Annotated in this window: 16 protein-coding genes and 1 pseudogene; 8 read left to right on the top strand and 9 right to left on the bottom strand. The window is 72.4% G+C overall.

Going from position 1 to position 19,056, the window contains the following annotated elements:
* Positions 1–7: 7 nt before the first annotated feature.
* Positions 8–148 carry a hypothetical protein gene (locus tag B4N89_RS53460; protein WP_414646446.1) on the bottom strand — a complete coding sequence of 47 codons (141 nt, stop codon included), beginning with the start codon at positions 146–148 and terminating at the stop codon, positions 8–10.
* Positions 149–228: 80 nt separating this feature from the next.
* Entirely contained in the window at positions 229–393 is a 165-nt protein-coding gene (locus B4N89_RS53455) for a hypothetical protein (RefSeq protein WP_414646445.1), read from the bottom strand.
* Between the two features lie 228 nt (positions 394–621).
* Between B4N89_RS53455 and B4N89_RS34845 the strand changes: the two genes are divergently transcribed.
* Positions 622–906, top strand: a complete 285-nt coding sequence (locus B4N89_RS34845; RefSeq protein ID WP_143658186.1) for a hypothetical protein — start codon at positions 622–624, stop codon at positions 904–906.
* 23 nt (positions 907–929) lie between these two features.
* On the opposite strand, the gene B4N89_RS34840 is transcribed toward B4N89_RS34845, so the two are convergent.
* Genes B4N89_RS34840 through B4N89_RS34830 form a run of 3 tightly spaced genes read right to left on the bottom strand, consistent with a single transcriptional unit; the run spans position 930 to position 4,125 of the window.
* On the bottom strand, positions 930–2,027 hold the full coding sequence (locus B4N89_RS34840) for an XdhC family protein (protein WP_078980451.1): 1,098 nt from the start codon (positions 2,025–2,027) through the stop codon (positions 930–932).
* Positions 2,028–2,033: 6 nt separating this feature from the next.
* Positions 2,034–3,203 carry a vWA domain-containing protein gene (locus tag B4N89_RS34835; RefSeq protein ID WP_078980450.1) on the bottom strand — a complete coding sequence of 390 codons (1,170 nt, stop codon included), beginning with the start codon at positions 3,201–3,203 and terminating at the stop codon, positions 2,034–2,036.
* A gap of 1 nt (position 3,204) precedes the next feature.
* Positions 3,205–4,125: an AAA family ATPase gene (locus tag B4N89_RS34830; protein ID WP_414646444.1), complete on the bottom strand. Its 921-nt coding sequence runs from the start codon at positions 4,123–4,125 to the stop codon at positions 3,205–3,207.
* Between the two features lie 270 nt (positions 4,126–4,395).
* Here B4N89_RS34830 and B4N89_RS34825 point away from each other — a divergent pair, with 270 nt between their 5' ends.
* The gene (locus B4N89_RS34825; RefSeq protein WP_201261063.1) at positions 4,396–5,685 is read left to right on the top strand and encodes a sensor histidine kinase; all 1,290 of its coding nucleotides are present in this window, start codon (positions 4,396–4,398) and stop codon (positions 5,683–5,685) included.
* A 36-nt stretch (positions 5,686–5,721) separates the two neighbouring features.
* Positions 5,722–6,399, top strand: a complete 678-nt coding sequence (locus B4N89_RS34820) for a response regulator (protein WP_078980448.1) — start codon at positions 5,722–5,724, stop codon at positions 6,397–6,399.
* 6 nt (positions 6,400–6,405) lie between these two features.
* Here the strand turns inward: B4N89_RS34820 and B4N89_RS34815 are convergent, their stop codons facing one another.
* From B4N89_RS34815 to B4N89_RS34800, 4 genes are all read right to left on the bottom strand, one after another.
* Positions 6,406–7,185 carry a nucleotidyl transferase AbiEii/AbiGii toxin family protein gene (locus tag B4N89_RS34815; protein WP_078980447.1) on the bottom strand — a complete coding sequence of 260 codons (780 nt, stop codon included), beginning with the start codon at positions 7,183–7,185 and terminating at the stop codon, positions 6,406–6,408.
* 362 nt (positions 7,186–7,547) lie between these two features.
* The gene (locus B4N89_RS34810) at positions 7,548–8,957 is read right to left on the bottom strand and encodes a DUF1116 domain-containing protein (protein WP_078980446.1); all 1,410 of its coding nucleotides are present in this window, start codon (positions 8,955–8,957) and stop codon (positions 7,548–7,550) included.
* Positions 8,954–10,432, bottom strand: a complete 1,479-nt coding sequence (locus B4N89_RS34805; protein ID WP_078980445.1) for an FdrA family protein — start codon at positions 10,430–10,432, stop codon at positions 8,954–8,956. Before B4N89_RS34805 ends, B4N89_RS34810 begins: the two co-directional genes overlap by 4 nt.
* A complete protein-coding gene (locus B4N89_RS34800; RefSeq protein WP_143658185.1) occupies positions 10,416–11,429 on the bottom strand; it encodes a DUF2877 domain-containing protein in 1,014 nt (337 codons plus the stop codon). Before B4N89_RS34800 ends, B4N89_RS34805 begins: the two co-directional genes overlap by 17 nt.
* Before the next feature lie 297 nt (positions 11,430–11,726).
* Between B4N89_RS34800 and B4N89_RS34795 the strand changes: the two genes are divergently transcribed.
* From B4N89_RS34795 to cutA, 5 genes and pseudogenes are all read left to right on the top strand, one after another.
* The gene (locus B4N89_RS34795) at positions 11,727–13,400 is read left to right on the top strand and encodes a PucR family transcriptional regulator (protein WP_078980443.1); all 1,674 of its coding nucleotides are present in this window, start codon (positions 11,727–11,729) and stop codon (positions 13,398–13,400) included.
* A 259-nt stretch (positions 13,401–13,659) separates the two neighbouring features.
* Positions 13,660–15,122, top strand: a pseudogene (locus tag B4N89_RS34790) (uracil-xanthine permease family protein).
* A gap of 46 nt (positions 15,123–15,168) precedes the next feature.
* Positions 15,169–16,086, top strand: a complete 918-nt coding sequence (locus B4N89_RS34785) for an FAD binding domain-containing protein (RefSeq protein ID WP_078980442.1) — start codon at positions 15,169–15,171, stop codon at positions 16,084–16,086.
* On the top strand, positions 16,083–16,619 hold the full coding sequence (locus tag B4N89_RS34780; RefSeq protein WP_078980441.1) for a (2Fe-2S)-binding protein: 537 nt from the start codon (positions 16,083–16,085) through the stop codon (positions 16,617–16,619). Before B4N89_RS34785 ends, B4N89_RS34780 begins: the two co-directional genes overlap by 4 nt.
* A complete protein-coding gene (gene cutA, locus B4N89_RS34775) occupies positions 16,616–19,045 on the top strand; it encodes an aerobic carbon-monoxide dehydrogenase large subunit (protein WP_078980440.1) in 2,430 nt (809 codons plus the stop codon). The genes B4N89_RS34780 and cutA overlap by 4 nt, the downstream gene beginning before the upstream one ends.
* Positions 19,046–19,056 lie beyond the last annotated feature (11 nt).

Here is a 19,056-nt window from a genome sequence, read left to right as displayed (position 1 = left end):
CCCGACGCTAGACGCTGACGTCGGCGTCAACGCCAATCGGGCGACCGCGCACCGCACGTCGGCCGCACCGAGCCACCGTGCCGACGGCGAGGAACAACTGCGCGGCGATCTCGGCGTTGGAAAGGCCGGTGGCGATCAGGTACGACACCTCGCGCTCGCGGTCGGTGACACTCTCCAGGCCCGCGAGCGATTGCCGCCGTACGGCGGGGCGGCTGACGAACTCCTCGATCAGCGCGTCCCCGGCGGCGCCAACAGCGCCTCGCCGGTGGCGATCACCCTGATCGCGGCAAGCAGTTCGGCCGGGCGGGTGTCCTTGAGCAGGAAGCCGCCGGCGCCCGCACGCAACGCGCCGAACGCGTACTCGTCCAGTCCGAATGTGGTCGTGCAATTCACGTCCCGACGCTACGCGCGCGGGCGCGGGCGCGGCCTCTGTCTCCGGACCCGCTCGGGAGTCATCCGCAGGTCGTAGCCCCGACCCGGTTTCCGTCGTGGGACAGACGTGCCGCGGTCCGTCGTGCGCCGGACGCGCCGGCATGTGCCCGGCTGCGAGGTTCGAGGGGCCCGATTCCCGCCGAACTCCGAGGAGTGGTCCCGCCGGTCGCCTCCGGATACCGACACCGCGTGCGCGCGATGTCCCTGCCGATCGCCTTTCTGCTCACGGCCGGGATGCTCACGGTCTTGCAGTCCTGGGTGTTCGAGCCCATGGACCGCGCCGCGCTGGTCGACTGGGCTTCGACGAACCCGACGAACCTGCGGGGAAGACCGATCGAGTCGCCGGCCGGCTCGGCCTTCGTGCTCGAACCCGAACGAGGGTCGCGCCTCGCGATCGCGGTGCTCGCCCTGGCCGCCCCGGTCGACCGGTTCGGCAACCTTCGGGCCGGACTCACCGACCTGTCCCGCCGGTGACTGAACCCACGGGATGCGCGTGGTCAGCGGTGGATGCGGCCGCTGGTGAGGGACAGGGGGCGGGTGGTGCCGCCGTGGTGGGATTGGATGATTTCGGCCAGTACCGCGATGGCGGTCTCCTGGGGGGTGCGGGCGCCCAGGTCGAGGCCGATGGGGGAGTGCAGGCGCTCCAGTTCCGCGTCCGTCACGCCCGCCTCTCGCAGCCGGAGCAGTCGGTCCTCGTGTGCGCGGCGGCTGCCCATCGCGCCCACGTAGCCGACCGGCATCCGCAACGCCCGTACCAGGACCGGCACATCGAACTTCGGGTCGTGGGTGAGCACGCAGATCGCCGTGCGCGCGTCGACCCGGGTGTCCGCCAGGTAGCGGTCCGGCCAGTCCACCACCAGCTCGTCCACGCCGGGGAAGCGGTCCGCGGTGGCGAATACCGGCCGGGCGTCGCACACGGTCACCCGGAACCCGGCGAACGCGCCCGCCCGGGCCACGGCCACCGCGTAGTCGTTGGAGCCGAACACCAGCAGCCGCGGGCGCGGCACGTGGGAGCGGACGAAGACCACCTCGTCCTGGCGCACCCCCAGCGCCTGGACCGGGACCAATCCGTCGCCGTCCGAGCTCGCCAGCGCGGTGCGATCGGCGTCGAGCATCGCGCGGATGGAGTCCGTCCGCGGGTCGTCCCCGTCGCCCTCGTCCGGGCCGACCAGCACCCGCGTTCCGAGCCGCTCGGGCGTGGGCGTGGAGACCACCGTCGCTACCGCGATCGGGCGGCCCTCGCGCAGTGCGGTGATCAGCTCGGGGAATTCCGGGAAGCGGATCGGGTCGACCGGCTCGACGTACACCTCCAGCGTGCCGCCGCAGGTCAGGCCCACCATCAACGCGTCGTCGTCGCTGATCCCGTAGGCCGCGGTGCGCGGTCGGCCGTCCTCGACGACCTCCATGGCCAGTTCGTACACCGCGCCCTCGACGCACCCGCCCGACACGCTGCCGAGCGCCACGCCGTCCGCGGAGACGGCCATCACCGCACCGGCGTCGCGCGGCGCGCTGCGCAGCGTGGACACCACCGTGGCCAGGGCGAAGGTACGCCCGGTCCGGTACCACGCCTCGAGGTGGTCAAGCAGTTCACGCACGGCCGATCACCGGGCCCCTCGCTCGTCGACCAGCAGTGCACACAGTTCCTCCAGGGCGGCCAGGCTGTGCCCGGCGACAAAGTCGTCAACGTACGGGAGGGCCGCGGCCATACCCGCCGCAAGGGGTTGATACCCGTCCCGGGCCCGGTGCGGATTGACCCAGATCACCCGATGCGCGAGCCGATGCAGTCGGGCCATGGCCACCGCCAGCGGCTCCGGATCGCCGCGTTCCCAGCCGTCGGAGGCGATCACCACGACGGCGCCCCGGGCCACGCCGCGCCGGCCCCAATGGGTCAGGAAGGCGTGCAGCTGGTCGCCGAGCCGGGTGCCGCCGCTGAAATCCGGCACCACGCCGGACGCGGCGGCCAAGGCCCGATCCGGGTCGGTGTGGCCCAGCTCGCGACTGATCCGGGTCAGCCGGGTACCGACGGTGAACACCTCGGTACCCGGACGCCGACGCACCGCGGCGTGGCCGAACCGCAGCAGCGCGTCCGCGTACGGCGCCATCGAGCCGCTGACGTCCAGAAGCAGCACCAGGCGGCGCGGTCGGACCGTGCGCTCGGCCCGGTGCAGCCGGTCCAACTCGCCGGTGCGCAGCGCCGCCCGGACGGTGCGGGTGCGGTCGATCCGGCCGTGTCGGGCCGGGCGGTGGCGCCGGGTGCGGCGACTGGGCGCGGCAGGGCGCAGCAGCGCGAGCAGTCGGCGCAGTTCGGCGCGCGCGGCCGGGTCGAGCGAGGCGATGTCGCGCCGGCGCAGGATCTCGGTCCGGTCCGCGGCGGCCACCCGCGCCTCCCCGTCCCGCTCGTCCCCCTGCGGCGGGGCGGACGCGGTGTCCGGCACACCCACCGCGCGCTCGACGTCCACGCGCGGTCGGCGGCGGCCCGGTACCGGCTGTTCGGCGCCGAAGTACGCGGCGAACGCGGCGTCGTAGCGGGCCACCTCCTGCGGCGCCGAGCACAGCGCGAGCCGCCCGGCCCAGTAGGTGCCCTCGCGCCGATCGGCGCCCAGTTCGGCGGCGGCGGCCAGGAACACCCGTACCCGCTCGGGGTCGGCCGCGACCCCGGCGGCGCGCACCGTGCGGGCGAACCCGACCAGGACCTCCACCCCGTCCCGGCGGGTCGGCGCGTTCGCCGCGGCGCGCAGCGTGGCGGCGTCCAGGGGGCTGCGCGCGTTCATCTCAGCCGCCCACCGCGAGCAGCCGGTCGAACCCGGCCGCCCGTACGCTCTCCAGGTCCTCGCGGTGCTTGAGCACCGCGCCCAGGGTGCGGGCGGCGGCCTCCGGGTCCAGTTCGCGCACACCCAGCACGAGCAGCGCGCCCGCCCAGTCCAGGGTCTCCGCGACGCCGGGCGGCTTGACCAGGTCGGCCGCGCGCAGCCGGCCCACCGCGCGCACCACGTCCTCGGCCAGCCGCGTGCTCACCTCGGGCAGCCGGCGGCGCACGATGGCCACCTCGCGGGCGTGGTCGGGGTGGTCCAGCCAGTGGTAGAGGCAGCGCCGCTTGAGCGCGTCGTGCAGTTCGCGGGTGCGGTTGGAGGTGAGCACCACCAGCGGCGGCACCGTCGCGGCGATCCGCCCCAACTCGGGCACGGTCACCGCGAAATCGGACAGTACCTCCAGGAGGAACGCGTCGAACTCGTCGTCGGCCCGGTCCACCTCGTCCACGAGCAGCACGGCGGGCGACGCCTCGATCGCGGCCAGCACGGGCCGTGAGATCAGATAGCGCCGGTCGTACAGCCCCGCCTCCAGCGTCGCGGCGTCGCTCTCCCCCGCCGCGCCGGCCGCCCGCAGGTGCAACATCTGGCGCGGGAAGTCCCAGTCGTAGAGCGCCTGCGAGGCGTCCAGTCCCTCGTAGCACTGGAGCCGGAACAGCGGTACGGCGAACGCCTGCGCGAGGGCCTGGGCGAGTGCGGTCTTGCCCACACCGGGTTCGCCCTCGACCAGCAGCGGCCGGCCCATCCGCAGCGCGAGGTACGCGGCGGTACCGACGCCGTCCCCGGCCAGGTAGTCCACACCGTCCAGGCGCGCGGCCACCGCTTCCGGCCCGTCGACGTCCTCGCCGCCCCACCACGCCTGCGCCACGCCCACACCTTTCGCCACACCCGTAACGTCCGGGCGGGGGCACTCGGCGGCGCCCCGCCCGAACGATCGGTGTTCAGTACACGCTGTACCGGCCGTACTCTCGACGGCAACATATGCCAAAGAGTGGCCCGATCCCTGTCATCCTTACCTGCCCGAATCGGACCATGCCGACGCGGATCCCGCCGTCGATCCCCCTACGGGCCCGCAACGGGCCTACAACCAGCGCGGTAGGCGCACCTGGACCGCCGGTTTGATGACGCGGCATCAACTGCGGGCTACGCTGCGCCGATGCGGGCCCGAACGGTGTGGAAGAGACTGCCCGCCGGTGTCCCTCCGCGAGCCGTGGACGTGACGCTGGCGGTGGCCGATATGGTCGTCAGCCTGCTGCTGGCGCGCGAGGACCCGACCGGGAATTGGCGGCACACGGACACGTTCGGTTTCGTGCTGATCGTCCTGATCAACCTTCCCCTTCTGGTCCGCAGGCGCGCCCCCGTCGCCGTGCTCCTCGGAATGCTGACGCTTCAGATCTGGTTCATCGCGCTGGGTTACTGGCCGGTGGTGAACTCCCTGGGTTCGCTGCTCGCGCTGTACACGGTCGCCTCGCATCGGCCCGTGCGGATCGCGGTGGCGGCGATCGCCGCCGTGGGCGCCACCTGGATCTACGCCGGCCTCGCCGCCGACGGCGGCTCGATGGCCACCGTCGTCGGACAGATCCTGACCGTTCCGCCGGTCGTCTGCTGGTTCGGGACGGCCGCCCGCCGACTGGGCGAGCGCAACGCGCAGTTGGCGCTGCTGACCGCCAAACTGGCCCGTGAGCAGGAGGCCCGGGCCCGGCGCGCGGTCACCGACGAGCGGGTGCGCATCGCCCGCGAACTGCACGACGTGGTCGCCCACCACGTCTCGGTGATCTCGGTACAGGCGGGGCTGGCCGAATACGTGATCACCTCCGATCCGTCCACCGCCCAGGCGGCGCTGCACACCATCGGGGAGACCACCCGCGAGGCGCTGGACGAGATGCGCCGGATGTTGCTGCTGCTGCGCGCCGACCCCGCGGACATGGACGAGGCGCGCGTGAGCGGCCCCGACCGGCCCGCCGACGACCACACCATGGACCCGGCGCCCGGTCTGGCCCGCCTGGACGACGTGGTGCGCCGGATCCGGGCGGCGGGGGTGGCGGTGGCCATTCGCAGGGTCGGCGTCGCCCGTCCGCTGTCGCCCGGCGTCGAGTTGTGCGCCTACCGCATCGTCCAGGAGGCACTGACCAATGTGCTCAAACACGCCCGCACCGCGCGCGTGGAACTGACGGTGGAGTACGAACCCACCCGCCTGCGCATAGCGGTGTGCGACGACGGTGGAGAACCCGACCCCGACGCGACCCCACAGACCCGGAATTCGGGCAGAATCGGGGGCGCGTCCGGACACGGCCTGATCGGCATGTCCGAGCGCGCCAGGCTGTACGGCGGGACGTTCTCCGCCGGACCGCGCCGGGAAGGAGGGTTCGAGGTCGGCCTCGTCCTGCCCATCCCGGCCGAGCCCGGCACGTCGGGTGGCAAGGTCGGGGGTACGGGCGATATCTAGGTCGCCTCGGACCGACGTGACGGAAGGAACGACGGGGTGACCAAGGTACTTGTGGTGGACGACCAGGTCCTGATCCGGGCGGGACTGGCCGCCCTGTTACGCGCGGCCCCGGGTATCGACGTGGTGGGCGAGGCGTCCGACGGGGCCGAGGCCGTGGACATGGCGGCGAAGCTGCGACCCGAACTGATCCTGATGGACATCCGGATGCCCGAGGTGAGCGGCGTGGTCGCCACGGAACGCATCCTCGCCGCCGCCGAGGGCAACCCGCCCCGCATCGTCATGTTGACCACCTTCGACCTGGACGAGTACGTCTACGCCGCACTGCGCGCCGGCGCCTCCGGGTTCCTGCTCAAGGAGATCGGCCCGCAACGGCTGCTCGCCGCGATCGACGCGGTGATGGCCGGCGACATGCTCTTCGCGCCCAGCGTCACCCGGCGACTGATCGAGACGTACGTCGCCGCCGCGCCCACCGCGCCGAACGACGACGTCCCGCCGGCCCTGGACGCGCTGACCGGACGGGAGTTGGAGGTGCTGCGCCTGGTCGGCAAGGGCCTGGCCAACACCGAGATCGCCGGCACGCTCGTGGTCACGGAGTCCACCGTCAAGACCCACTTCAACCGGGCGCTGGCCAAGCTGAACCTGTCCAGCCGGGCACAGGCGGTGGTGTTGGCGTACGAGACGGGGTTGGTCACGCCCGGGGGCCGGCGGTCCTGAAGCGGCTCACGCGTCCTGGTCCCCTTCGGCCGCCGCCGGCTCCGCGGGTTGCGCGGGCTGTACGGGTCGCGCCAGTTGCGCCAGTTGCGCGAGTTTGGCCGAGACCTCCGGGTCGAGCGCGGCGGCGATCGGGCGGCTGCCCCGGGCGGACAGTTCGGCGAACCAGTCCTGGAAGTACGCGCGCACCTCGTCGGCCCGCGCGACGGTGTACCCCAGTCGGCGGAACTCCGCGTCCTCGCGCTCGGTGACGTGCTTGAACCCGGTCAGGAAGTCCTCGGCCCGCAGTTCGGGGTCGTAGGCCAGGGCCAGTTCGAGCAGCCGCCCGGTGTCGTAGCCGCCGGAGAGCGCGAACACGTCGAAGGCGTCCCGCAGTTCGGCCCGCGACCCGAGGGTGACCACCTTCGCGGCGGCGAGGTCGTCCGGGTGCAGCACGGGCACGTCGCCCACCACGACCGGCTCGTGCCGACGCGGCCCTGCGTACAGGCTCATCGGGATCGCCCGCTTGGCGCCCACCGCCCGCACGTTCAGCCGCACCCGGGTCTTCGTGGCCGCCTTGCCGTCGACCCCCACACCGAACCCGGCCTCGCCCAACGCGGCCACGATCGCGGCGCGGGCGGCGGCAAGCCGCTTGCCGTCACGTGTGGCGAGGGCGAAATCGACGGTGTCGCCGTCCCGATCCACGAGCCCGTGCCGCGCCAGCCCCCGACTGCCGCCCAGGGCAACCCCGAAGGGCTCGCCGGCGGTCGCGGCGATGCGGATGATCTGCTCTTCGGGGCTGTGCGGCACGGTGTCGAATCCTCGCGTTTCGGGACTCACAGCGTACGCGGCGCCCGGCGCGCGATCAGCCGCCCCATCCGAAGCGCATCGCGTAGCAGGCCTGACCCGCTGTTGTGGGACGGGCATGTAGTGGGCGGGTGGATGGCGAAGGTCCGCGAACCCGGATCACGTTGGGCGCCGCAGCCGTCGGCCTGAGAGAAAAGCGCAGGTCAGCTCGAATGGGAGCCGCTTCAGGGGTGCCTCGGGATCCGGTTTCGACCTCCGCTGGGCAGCTCCGGTCTCCAGACCGGCGTTTCCGACCGGTTCGGCGAAGGCGCGTGCGGAAAGGGGCCCGTGCGCGGGAGTTCGCGCTGCGGGCCCCTTCGACTCGGTCAGGCCGACGGTGGGGCCGACGCTGCCAAGGCTTCGATGGCTGCGGTGAAGCAGGCTGCCGGAGGGGTGACCAGGCCGGCGCCTACCTGGCCGGTGCCGGCCACCTTGCCGGCGATGCCGGTGTTGATCTGCGGGAGGATGCCCGTCCGCACGACCTTGGTGACGTCGATGCCGGTGGGGGTGCCTCGGAAGTCGAGGACCGGGATCTGGTAGGCCGGGTTCTCCGCCAGCGTGATCTCGTACATCCGCCGCGTCGCGGCGAGTGCGTCGTCGACCTCGCCGCCGATGAAGCGCACGATCGCCGGTGCCGCCGCCATCGCGAAGCCGCCGATGCCGGCCGTCTCGGTGATCGCCGAGTCGCCGATGTCCGGGTTGGCGTCGTCGGGGCCGTAGGCGCCCAGGTACAGGCCGTCCGGCACCTCGGCCGGGCCGGTGTACCAGCGGTCGCCGGTGCCGGAGACCTGGATGCCGAAGTCGGTGCCGTTGCGGGCCATCGCCACCACGAGCGAGGAGCCGGGGACGTCCCGGCCCGCGTCCATGGCCAGCTTGCACGCCGGCATGTCCAGGTTCAGGAAGAAGTGGTCGTTGCCGCCGACGAAGCGGGCCGCCTCGGCGATGTCCGACGTCGGCGCGCCGCTGTCGACCATGCTGGGCAGCAGTTCGCGCAGCAGCATGAGCGTGCCCGCGCGGTTGCGGTTGTGGCCCTCGTCGCCCATCTGGAGCATCTGCGCGATGATCGCGCGGATGTCGATCGGCTCGCCGGCGCGTACCGCGGTGCGCAGCAGCGGGCCGAGCACCGCCGACATCCACTGCAACCGCTCGATCACCTCGGGCCCGTACGCGCCGTAGCGCAGCACCTTGCCCAGGCCCTCGTTGAGCGAGCACCAGGCGCGGGTGCCGTGCGTGGTGTCCTCCAGCTCGAACATCCACATCGACGGGCTGACCACGCCCGCCATCGGCCCCACCGCGTGGTGGTGGTGACAGGAGTCCAGCTCGGCGTGCCCCTCGGCGAGGAACTTCTCGGCGGCCTCCGGGGTGTCGGCCAGGCCCTCGAAGAGCACCGCGCCGATCAGCGCGCCACGCATCGGCCCGGACGCCCGCGCCCAGTCGATCGGCGGCCCCGCGTGCCGGAACTGACCCGCCGTCAGGCCCAGTGCCTCGCTCGCCGGCTTGACGTCGACCAGGTGCGGTGTCGACGCCAACACCCGCTCGATCGCGACCTTGTTGGCCGCGTCGCGGCGCGCGTCCGCGAGCACGCGGGCCAGCGCGTCGGAGGTGCCGGGCAGCGGCGGACGCCAGTCGACCGCCGTGACCGGAACGGCCTGCGCGGCCAGCGCGTCGGCGAGCAGTTCGGCGCCGACCGCGACCACCGACGGGTCCTGGGTGAGAAGACGGTTGGGAGCGCTCACGCGTCGAGCCCTTCTACGATCGCCACGGCGCGCCGGGCGGCCTCGGCATTGGACAGGTGGACCTCGGCTCCGGCGTCGGCCAGCGTGCGGGCCTGGGCCTCCAGGTCCTGCGGATCCAGGTCGGTTCCGCACAGCGAGATCAGTACGACGGGCGCGTCGGGGCCGGCCGTGCGCAACACCGCGGCCAGGTCGGCGGCCGGGTCGGCGTGGGCGCCGTGGCCGAGTACGACGTCCAGGAGCAGTACCGCGGCGGTCGGGTCGGCCAGTTCCTCGGCGAGGCGTTCCAGGCGCAGGCTCGGGTCGATCATCGGGTGCGGGCGACCCGCGGTCAGGCCGTCGTCGCCGAAGTCGATCATCAGGTGGCCGGCCGCACGCAGATCGGCCGGCAGCGCCCACTCGGGCCGCAGCGGGATGTTGGACGCGACCGTTCCGAGCCGGTCGGCGGCGATGATCATCGCCTCGTCGCACAACGTGCCGCCGCAGAACAGCCCGCGCAGCGCGCCGGTACGCGGCGTGCGCGGCGACTCGGGCAGCCACACCCGGTCCTCGACGCCGGCGTGGCCGATCGCGGCGAGCGCCTTGGTGGCGGCGGCCGTCAGGTCGTCCCGGCCCTGCCCGAGGAAGGCCAACTGCACCGGCGTGCCCAGGGTCGCGGCATAACGCTCGACCTCGGCGGCCACCGCGTCGGCGGGCGGCTTGGACACCACCACGATCAGCTCGGTGTTCGGGTCGGCGTCCAGCATGGCCAGCGCCTGGAGCGTGGAGCGGGCGCCGACGGCCTCGCTCAGGTCGCGCCCGCCCACGCCGAGGCAGTGGCTGACCCCGCTGCCGGCCGCGTGCAGCAGGCACATGAGTTCCTGCGAGCCGGTGCCGGAGGCGGCCACGATGCCGATCGGGCCGCCGCGCACGGTGTTGGCGAAGCCCAGGCCGACGCCGCCGACCAGCGCGGTGCCGCAGTCCGGGCCCATCACGAGCAGGCCGCGCTCGCGGCCCATGTCCTTGAGCCGGATCTCCTGCTCGACCGGCACGTTGTCGCTGAAGATCAGCACGTCCAGGCCGGCCTCCAGGGCGTCGACGGCCTCGGCGAAGGCGTGCGGTCCGGGGACCGAGATCAGGGCGAGGGTGGCGTCGGCGCCGGAGGCGGCGGCGGTGCGGATCGTGCGCGGCGGCACCCCGCCGGCCGAGCCGATCCCGCCGCCACCGCCGGTGGACAGCTCCAGGGACGTCTCCAGGACCGCCTTGGCACGGTTCAGCGCGTCCTCGTCCTCGGCCCGGATCGCCACGATCAGGTCGTTGGGTCCGGCGCCGTCGGGGGTTTCGAAGCCCATGCCCGCCAAGAGGCCGACGTTGAGTTCCGTCGCCATGGCGACGAGCGCCTTGGTCACCCCATCCACCGCGGATACCGATCGGCTCACCTGCATCAGGCTGACCGAGTCTCGGTATGTTCCGCGGCGCAGCTCAAGCGCGCTGCTCACGGGCGCTCCTTCCTTCGGGGTACGGGAGTTTCGGGTACGGGAGTTCGAATACGGGAGACTGCGGGAGTTTCCGGTACGGGAGTTCGGCCGGCGCGGCGCCCGTGCACATCGCCTCGGCGCCGGCGAGCACGCCGAGGGCGAGGTCCGCGCCGGAGGTGTGACCCACCGTCAGCAGACGTCGCAGGCACGGAAGTACGCCGGTATCCCGGCCCATCGCGCCGATCAGGTCGATCAGTTGCGTACAGCCGTCGCCGCGGGCGGCGTGGCCGAGCAGCGCGGCGGACAGGTCGGTGGTGCGGCCCGGGGCGTGTGCGGCGACGCGGGCGCCGAGGGTGTGCGCGTGCCTGGCGCCGGCCGCTCTGGGGTCGAGGTGGCGCAGCGCGAGCAGGAATCCGCAGAGCACGTCGTCACCGCTGGGGGTCAACCCCGGGCCGAGCCCGATCAGGCGCAGCGCGGCGCCGGCGGCCCGCTCGGGGTCGGTGTACGCGTACCGGCTCAGCTCGGCCGGATCGGCGCGGGCACCGGCGGGCAGCCCGGTGGCGGCGGTGTCCAGCGCGGCGCGCAGGGTCGTCGCGCCGTGGGCGCGGGTACGCACGTCACCGGGGGCGGGCGGCCGCGGCGGCGTCCACCACCGCACCACGTCCACCCGCAGCGGCCCGAGGCGGACCGCACCACCGCCGATGCGCGCGTCGGTGGAACCGGCCAGGGCCGGAAACGGCGACCGCTCCGTCCGCGCGGCCAGCACGACGGCGTTCGGCAGGCGCACGGCGTCATGCGTACACACCGTCACGACTTCGCCGGAGTCGGCATCGGCCAGGTACACCGCGGCCGCAAACACCCCGAGCACCCGAGCGGCCCGCTCGGGCCCCGCCAACACCGCCCGCAGCACCGTCGACGCGGACCCGGGCACGGACACCGCGCCCACCGTCGGCACGACGCCGGGCGCGGCCGGCACGCCCACCGATGCCGCGCGGTTCACCTCTCCCCGGTCTGCCACGGTCGTGCCTCCCGGTGCGATGCGGTGCGGTGCGGTGCGGTGCGATGTCATGCGGTACGAAGTGGGTCCCGTATACGTCGGAAACGGTACGAAGTCACCCGTGGACACGGTGTGCCCGTGACGCCGGAGGCACGAGTGCACCTGTGGGGCGCTACTTCCGAACCGATTTGAATCGGACCGGCTCTATGTCTGTTGTGAACGTAATCCAATGGCTATGGTCCTCGAATGGAGCAAGTTGCCAACCTTGGCGCACTTAATTCGCGTAATCTGCCAAGCCCTGGCGGAGGCCCCGGCGGGGTGCGAACCGCGAGTACCGGCACGCTCGTTCGCGGCGTCCCGGTCCGCGACGTGCTCAGCCTCTCCAGCCTGTCGGGCGCCGAACTGATGGCCGGCGAGCGCGGCCTGGACCGCGTCGTGCAGCGACTCAACGTGATGGAGGTCCCGGACATCCTGCCGTGGACCAAGCCGCACGAACTCCTCCTGACCACCGGTTACCCCCTGCGCGAGACCCCGCAGTCGCTGTGCGACCTGGTCACCGCGCTCGAATCGCGCCGGCTGGCCGCGGTCGGCATCAAGCTCGGCCGCTACCTGGACGAGCTGCCCGCCGACATGCTGGCCGCCGCCGACCGGGTCGGCCTGCCGATCATCCGGCTGCCCGACGACGTCGCCTTCGACGACATCCTGAACCAGGTGCTCACCGACATCCTCAACCGGCAGGCCGCGGTACTGGCCCGCTCCGAGGAGGCGCACCGCGCGCTGGTCAGCGTCGTACTCGCCGGCGGCGCCCTCGAAGCGATCACCGACGAGCTCAGCCGCCTGCTCGGCGGCACCGTCATGGTCACCACGCCCGACGGCCGACTCCTGGCGTCCTCCGACTCCCGGAACGAGGACGAGGCGGCGCGGCAGGCCGCCCCCGCCACGCGCCGCGCGCTGTTCGACGCCTCCGGCCGCTTCCGCGTCGAGCGCTTCAAGCACGGCGCCGGCGCCCTGGAGGATCCCGGTACCGGCGTGGCGCTCGTCCCGATCCTGGCCGGCGCGCTCGACCATGGTCGGGTGGTCCTGATCTCCGCCGGTCGTACCCTGGACGAGAGCGACATCCAGGTGCTGGAACGGGCCGCGGCCACCGCCGCCCTCGTGATCACCAAGGACCTCGCGGTCGCCGCCGTGGAGAGCAAGTACCAGGGCGACTTCATGCGCGACCTGCTGGCCGGGCGGGCGGGCGATCCCGCGCATACCGTGCGGCACTGCGCCTCGCTCGGCTGGGCCATCGACCGCCCGCTGATCGTGGTGGTCGCCCAGCTGGAGCCGGGCGAGAGCCCCGACCCCGACTCCGACGATCTACGGCCCGCCCACGAGCGGTTCGCCACCGCCTGGGGCATGGTCGTGCGCGAACGCGACGCGCGCGCGGCGGTGGTCGGCTACAGCCAGGAGGTGGTGGTCGTGATGGGCGCCTCCCAGCGCACCGCGCCCGGCGAGACGGTCCGCCAGATGGTCACCCAGGTCTCCGGCGACGGCGGCGGCGGACGCCGGTCGTTCTCCACCGGGGTCAGCCGCGTGGTCACCGATCCGGCGCTGCTCCCCGAGGCGTACGAACAGGCCCGCCGCGCGGCCAAGGTGGGCCGCCAGATGCACGGCCCGGGCGGCATCGCCGACTTCGACAGCCTGGGCGTGTACCGGCTGCTCAGCCTGGTCCCCGACTCCGCCGAATTGACCAGCTTCATGCGGGAGACCCTCGGCGAACTCGCGAGTCGCGAGGACGAGGAGACCACCGATCTGCGCACCACCCTGGAGGTGCTTCTCGACACCAACCTGAACGTGGCCGAGACGGCCCGGATCCTGCATTTCCACTACAACACGCTGCGCTATCGGATCGGCAAGCTGGAACGACTGCTCGGCGCGTTCACCACCGACTCGCATCTACGGCTCAACATCATGCTGGCGCTTCAGGTGCGCCGCATGCGCGGGCTGTAGCGCGGCGCGCACGTACGGAGAGAGCCTTGGTCGTTCATCCATACGCCGACACGCGACGGCAACAAACCTTGGGTGAATTCCACAACACCACCCGGCGAGCTCTGTCACCTATCACCCAAGCCCCGGGAACGGACCCGTCCATAACCTTCCCCCAACCTCGTGGCGAGACCGGCGGACTCCACCGGATCGCGCTCACCGTGCCGGGTCGTGCGACAACGAATCGCCCTCGCACCCCCCTACGCCTGGAAGGCGGCTGAACATGGCACTCGGCTTGGGATGGAAGCTCTACGGGGACGGCAGCACCCCACCTCCGGGTGAGGTCGTACGCCCCGACGAACGGCTCTCGTGGGGTCGGACCATCGGTCTGGGAGCACAGCACATCGTCGCGATGTTCGGCGCGACATTCGTCTTCCCGGTGATCATGGGCTTGGACCCGAACCTGGCGATCATGATGTCGGGTCTGGCCACCGTGGTCTTCCTGCTCGTCGTGCAGGGGAAGATCCCCAGCTACCTGGGCACCAGCGCCGCGTTCGTCGGCGCGGTCACCACGATCCGCGCCTCCGGCGGCTCCAGCGCGACGGTCACCGGCGCGATCCTGGTCGCCGGCGCCGTACTGGCGCTCGCGGGCGTGCTGATCCACCTGCTCGGCGCCGACATGGTGAACAAGGCGCTGCCGCCGGTGGTCACCGGCGCCGTGGTGTTGCTGATCGGCTTCAACCTGGCCCCGTGGTGGCCAAGACGTACTGGCCGCAGGACCAGTGGATCGCGATCCTGACGATGACCGCGGTGATCGCGATGACCGTGCTGCTGCGCGGCTTCTGGTCGCGCATCGCGATCTTCCTCGGGCTCGTCTTCGGCTACGCGCTGTCGTGGTTGTTCGACAAGGGGTTCGGGCAGATCACCTCGATCCAGCCCGGACAGCACGACGGCAAGGAGTTCGCCCACGACCGGGTCGACTTCTCCGGCGTCACCTCGGCCGACTGGTTCGGCTTCCCCTCCACGCACGCCCCGGACTTCAAGACCTCGGCGATCCTGGTCGCGCTGCCCGCGGTGATCGCGCTGATCGCGGAGAACGCCGGCCACGTCAAGGCGGTCTCCGAGATGACCGGCGCCGACCTGGACGGCAGCCTGGGCAAGGCGATCACCGCCGACGGTGTCGGCACCATGATGGCCAGCGCCGTGGGCGGTTCGCCGACCACCACCTACGCCGAGAACATCGGCGTGATGGCCGCCACCCGGGTCTACTCCACGGCCGCCTACTACGTGGCCGCCGTCGTCGCCGTGCTGTTCGGTCTGTGTCCGAAGTTCGGCGCGCTGATCGCGGCCACCCCCGGCGGCGTGCTCGGCGGCATCACCGTCGTGCTCTACGGCATGATCGGCCTGCTCGGCGCCAAGATCTGGATCGAGAACAAGGTCGACTTCGCCAACCCGATCAACCTCGTCCCGGTCGCGGCCGGCGTGGTCATCGGCATCGGCGGCGTCGCGATCAAGTTCAACGACGACTTCGTCATCGAGGGCATCGCGCTCGGCACCATCGTCACCCTGGTGGTCTACCACGCCCTGCACGCCCTGGCCCCCGCGCACATGCGCGACCCCAAGGCCCCCGCCGACGTCGAACTCGAGGGCGGCACCGCGCTGTCCCTGGGCACCGTGGGGGAACACCCGCCCGGCGGCAAGCCGTTGGCCGGCAGCAGTGCCGCGCCCCCGCCGCCGCAAAGCTGACCCACCCACCCGCACCACCGCACGCACCACCTGGAGGGGACGACACGTGAAGCCGCCGGCATTCCGATATCACGCACCGACCGACCTGGCCGAGGCCCTCGACGCCCTCGCCGAGGTCGGCCACGACGGAAAGGTCCTCGCCGGCGGCCAAAGCCTGATCCCGATGCTCAACATGAGACTCGCCGCCCCGGCCCACCTGGTGGACATCAACGGGCTCGGCGAGTTGGCCTACGTCCGCACCGACCCCGGCGGCGTCGCGGTGGGCGCGCTCGCCCGGCACGCCGAGGTCGAGGCGGACGAGGCCGCACACGCGGTGGTCCCACTGCTGCGCCAGGGCCTGCGCCTGGTCGCCCACCCGGTCATCCGCAACCGCGGCACCACCGTGGGCAGCCTCGCGCACGCCGACCCCTCCGGCGAGATGACCGCCGTACTCGCCCTGCTCGGCGGCTCGATGACGCTGGCCCGCAAGGGCGGAACCCGCACGGTGGCCGCCGAGGACTTCTTCGTCGGCCCGCTGGAGGCGTCCATCGAGGAGGGCGAACTCGCCGTCGCCGCCTACTTCCCCCGCCTGCCGGGCCGTACCGGCACCGAGTTCGTCGAGATCGCCCGCCGGCACGGCGACTACGCGATGTGCGGGGTCGCGGCGGCGGTCACCGTCGACGACGACCTGCGCATCGTCTCGGCCCGCGCCGCGTACCTCTCGCTCTCTCCCGTCCCGCTCGTGCTCGACCTCACCGACGCGCTGATCGGCCGTACCGCCGACACCGCCGTGTGGCAGGACGCGGCGACGCTGGCCGCCGGGAGCCTGGAGCCCGAGGGCGACATCCACGCCACCGCCGAATACCGCGCCCAACTGGCGGGCGTACTCACCGTCCGGGCACTGCGCACCGCCACCGAGCGCGCGGCCCTGGTCGACCCGAACGGCAACACCGGCACCACCAGCACCGAGCGGAGCGCCCGATGACCGAGACGCAGATCCCCACCGAGCAGCGGCTCGACATCCGGCTGAGCGTGAACGGCGTACCGCACACCACCACCGTCACCCCGCGCCGACTGCTCTCCGACTGCCTGCGCCACGACCTGGGCCTGACCGGCACCCACGTCGGCTGCGAACACGGCGTGTGCGGCGCGTGTACCGTGCGCGTCGACGGCAAGCCGATGCGCGCCTGTCTGATGTTCGCGGTCAGCGCCCAGGGCCACGAGATCACCACCGTCGAGGGCCTCGCCGAGCCCGACGGCACCATGCACCCCGTCCAGCAGGCCTTCCGCGAGTGCCACGGCCTCCAGTGCGGCTTCTGCACCCCCGGCTTCCTCACCGTCGTCTCCGCCTTCCTGGAGGAGAACCCGACGCCCACCGAGGAGGAGGCCCGCGAGGCGGTCTCGGGCAACCTGTGCCGCTGTACCGGCTACCAGAACATCGTCAAGTCCGTGCTGCGCGCCGCCGAGATCACCGAAGAACGCAAGGGCTGCGCGCACGCCGAGGGGGACGCCCGATGACCACCAAGATGTTCGGCGCACCGGTGCAACGCACCGAGGACCTGCGCCTGTTGGTCGGCAACGGCCGCTACCTCGACGACCTGGGCGAGGGCGCCTACGAGGCCGCGTTCGTGCGCAGCCCGCACGCGCGGGCCCGGATCACCGGGATCGACGTCACCGGCGCGCTCGACGTCGACGGCCTGATCGCGATCTACACCTACGAGGACCTGGCCGGCCGGGTCGCCGAACCGCTGCCGCTGCTGATCCCGCACCCCGCGCTCACCCACGGGCGCACCGCGTACCCGCTGGCCAAGGAGTTCGTCAACCACGTCGGCGAGGCCGTGGTGATGGTGGTGGCCACCGACCGCTACCTCGCCGAGGACGCCTGCGAGCGGATCACCGTCGAGTACGAGGCGCTGCCGCCGGTGGTCGGCATCGAGAACGCGTTCCGTGCGGACCGCCTCGTGCACGACGACGTGCCGGGCAACTGCGCCGCGCACCTGGTCCAGGAGGTCGGCGACGCGCCGGCCGCGATCGCCGCCGCGCCCAACCGGCTCGAACTGAAACTGGACATCGAGCGCAGCGCCTGTATGCCGATGGAGGGCCGGGGCGTCTACGCCCGCTGGGACGCGGCCGACGAGAGCCTGCGCGTGTACACCTCGACCCAGACCTCCACGGGTGTGCGCGCCGCCGTGGCCGCCAAGTTGGACCTGCCGCTGGACCGCGTCGAGTGCGTCACCCCCGACGTGGGCGGCGGCTTCGGGGTCAAGATCGTGCACCCGTGGCCCGAGGAGATCCTGATCCCGTGGGCGGCCCGGCTGCTCGACCACGAGGTCAAGTGGACCGAGGACCGCCGCGAGCACTTCATCTCCGCCGCACACGAGCGCGGCCAACTCCAGACCGTACGGGTCGGGTTCGACGACGACGGCCGACTGCTCGGCCTGGACGTGGAGATCCTGCACGACAACGGCGCGTACACCCCGTACGGGATCATCGTCCCGATCATCACCTCGACGCAGCTGCTCGGCCCGTACAAGCCCGGCGCGTACCGGGTCGACTTCCGCAGCCTGTACACCAACACGGTGATCGTCACCCCGTATCGCGGCGCGGGCCGCCCGCAGGGCGTGTTCGCGATGGAGCGGGCGATGGACGCGATCGCCGACCACCTGGGCAAGGACCGCACCGAGGTGCGCGCGGTCAACTTCATCCAGCCCGACGAAATGCCCTACGATCACGGGCTGTTGTTCCAGGACGGCCGGCCGCTGATCTACGACTCGGGCGACTTCCCCGGCTCGCTGGACGCGTTGAAGAAGCTGGTCGGCTGGGACGAGTTCGAGGCGTACCGGGCGCAGGCGCGCGCCGAGGGCCGCCGGGTGGGCATCGGCGTGGCGTGCTACGTCGAGGGCACCGGCGTCGGCCCGTACGAGGGCGGCCACGTCCAGGTCGAGACCACCGGCAAGGTCGTCGTCGCCACCGGGCTGACCAGTCAGGGGCAGGGCCACCAGACGGTGTTCGCGCAGATCGTCGCCGACGAGTTGGGCGTGCCGATCGAGGATGTCACCGTCACCACCGGCGACACGCGCCGATTCCCGTACGCGGTGGGCACGTTCGCCTCGCGCGCGGCGGTGATGAGCGGCAACGCCATCGCGCTGGCCGCGCGCAACGTCAAGGCCAAGGCGCTGCGGATCGCCGGCGAGGCCCTGGAGGCCGACCCGCGCGACCTGGAGATCGTGGACGGCCACGTGCGGGTCAAGGGCAGCCCCGGCGCGTCGGTCGCGCTGGGCACCGTGGCGGTGTTGTCCAACCCGCTGCGCTACGCGTTCGACGAGGCGTCCAAGGCGGCCACCCAGCTGACCGGCAAGGCCGACTTCTCCAAGCCGCCGGTCGCCGAGGACGACGAACCGGGCCTGGAGGGGCGCGACTACTACTCGCCGCCGACCGCGACGTTCGCCAACGGGATGCACGCGGTGATCGTGGAGACCGATCCGGACACCGCCGAGATCCGCATCCTGCGCTACTGCGTCGTGCACGACTGCGGGCACCTGATCAACCCGATGATCGTCGAGGGGCAGGTGCACGGCGGCGTCGCCCAGGGCGTCGGCGGCGCGCTGTACGAACGTATGGAGTACGACGAGCACGGGCAGTTGGTGAACGCGTCGTTCATGGACTTCCTGATGCCGTACGCCAGCGAGGTCCCCAAGATCGAGATCGACCACCTGGAGACGCCCTCCCCGCTCAACCCGCTCGGCATCAAGGGCGCGGGCGAGGCGGGCGTGATCCCCGCGGCGGCGGTGTTCGCGTCCGCGATCGAGGACGCCGAGGGCTTCCCGATCACGCGGATGCCGATCCAGCCGTCCGAACTCTTCCACCTGCGCAAGCGGTTCGCCGCCGGCGAGATCCCGGCGCTGCGCCGGGGCGCCGACCATGCCGCCGGCACCCACCGTTAAGGAGCACGACC

It is taken from the genome of Embleya scabrispora, assembly GCF_002024165.1.
Classification (GTDB): domain Bacteria; phylum Actinomycetota; class Actinomycetes; order Streptomycetales; family Streptomycetaceae; genus Embleya; species Embleya scabrispora_A.
This window is presented reverse-complemented; position numbering and strand designations above follow the sequence as displayed.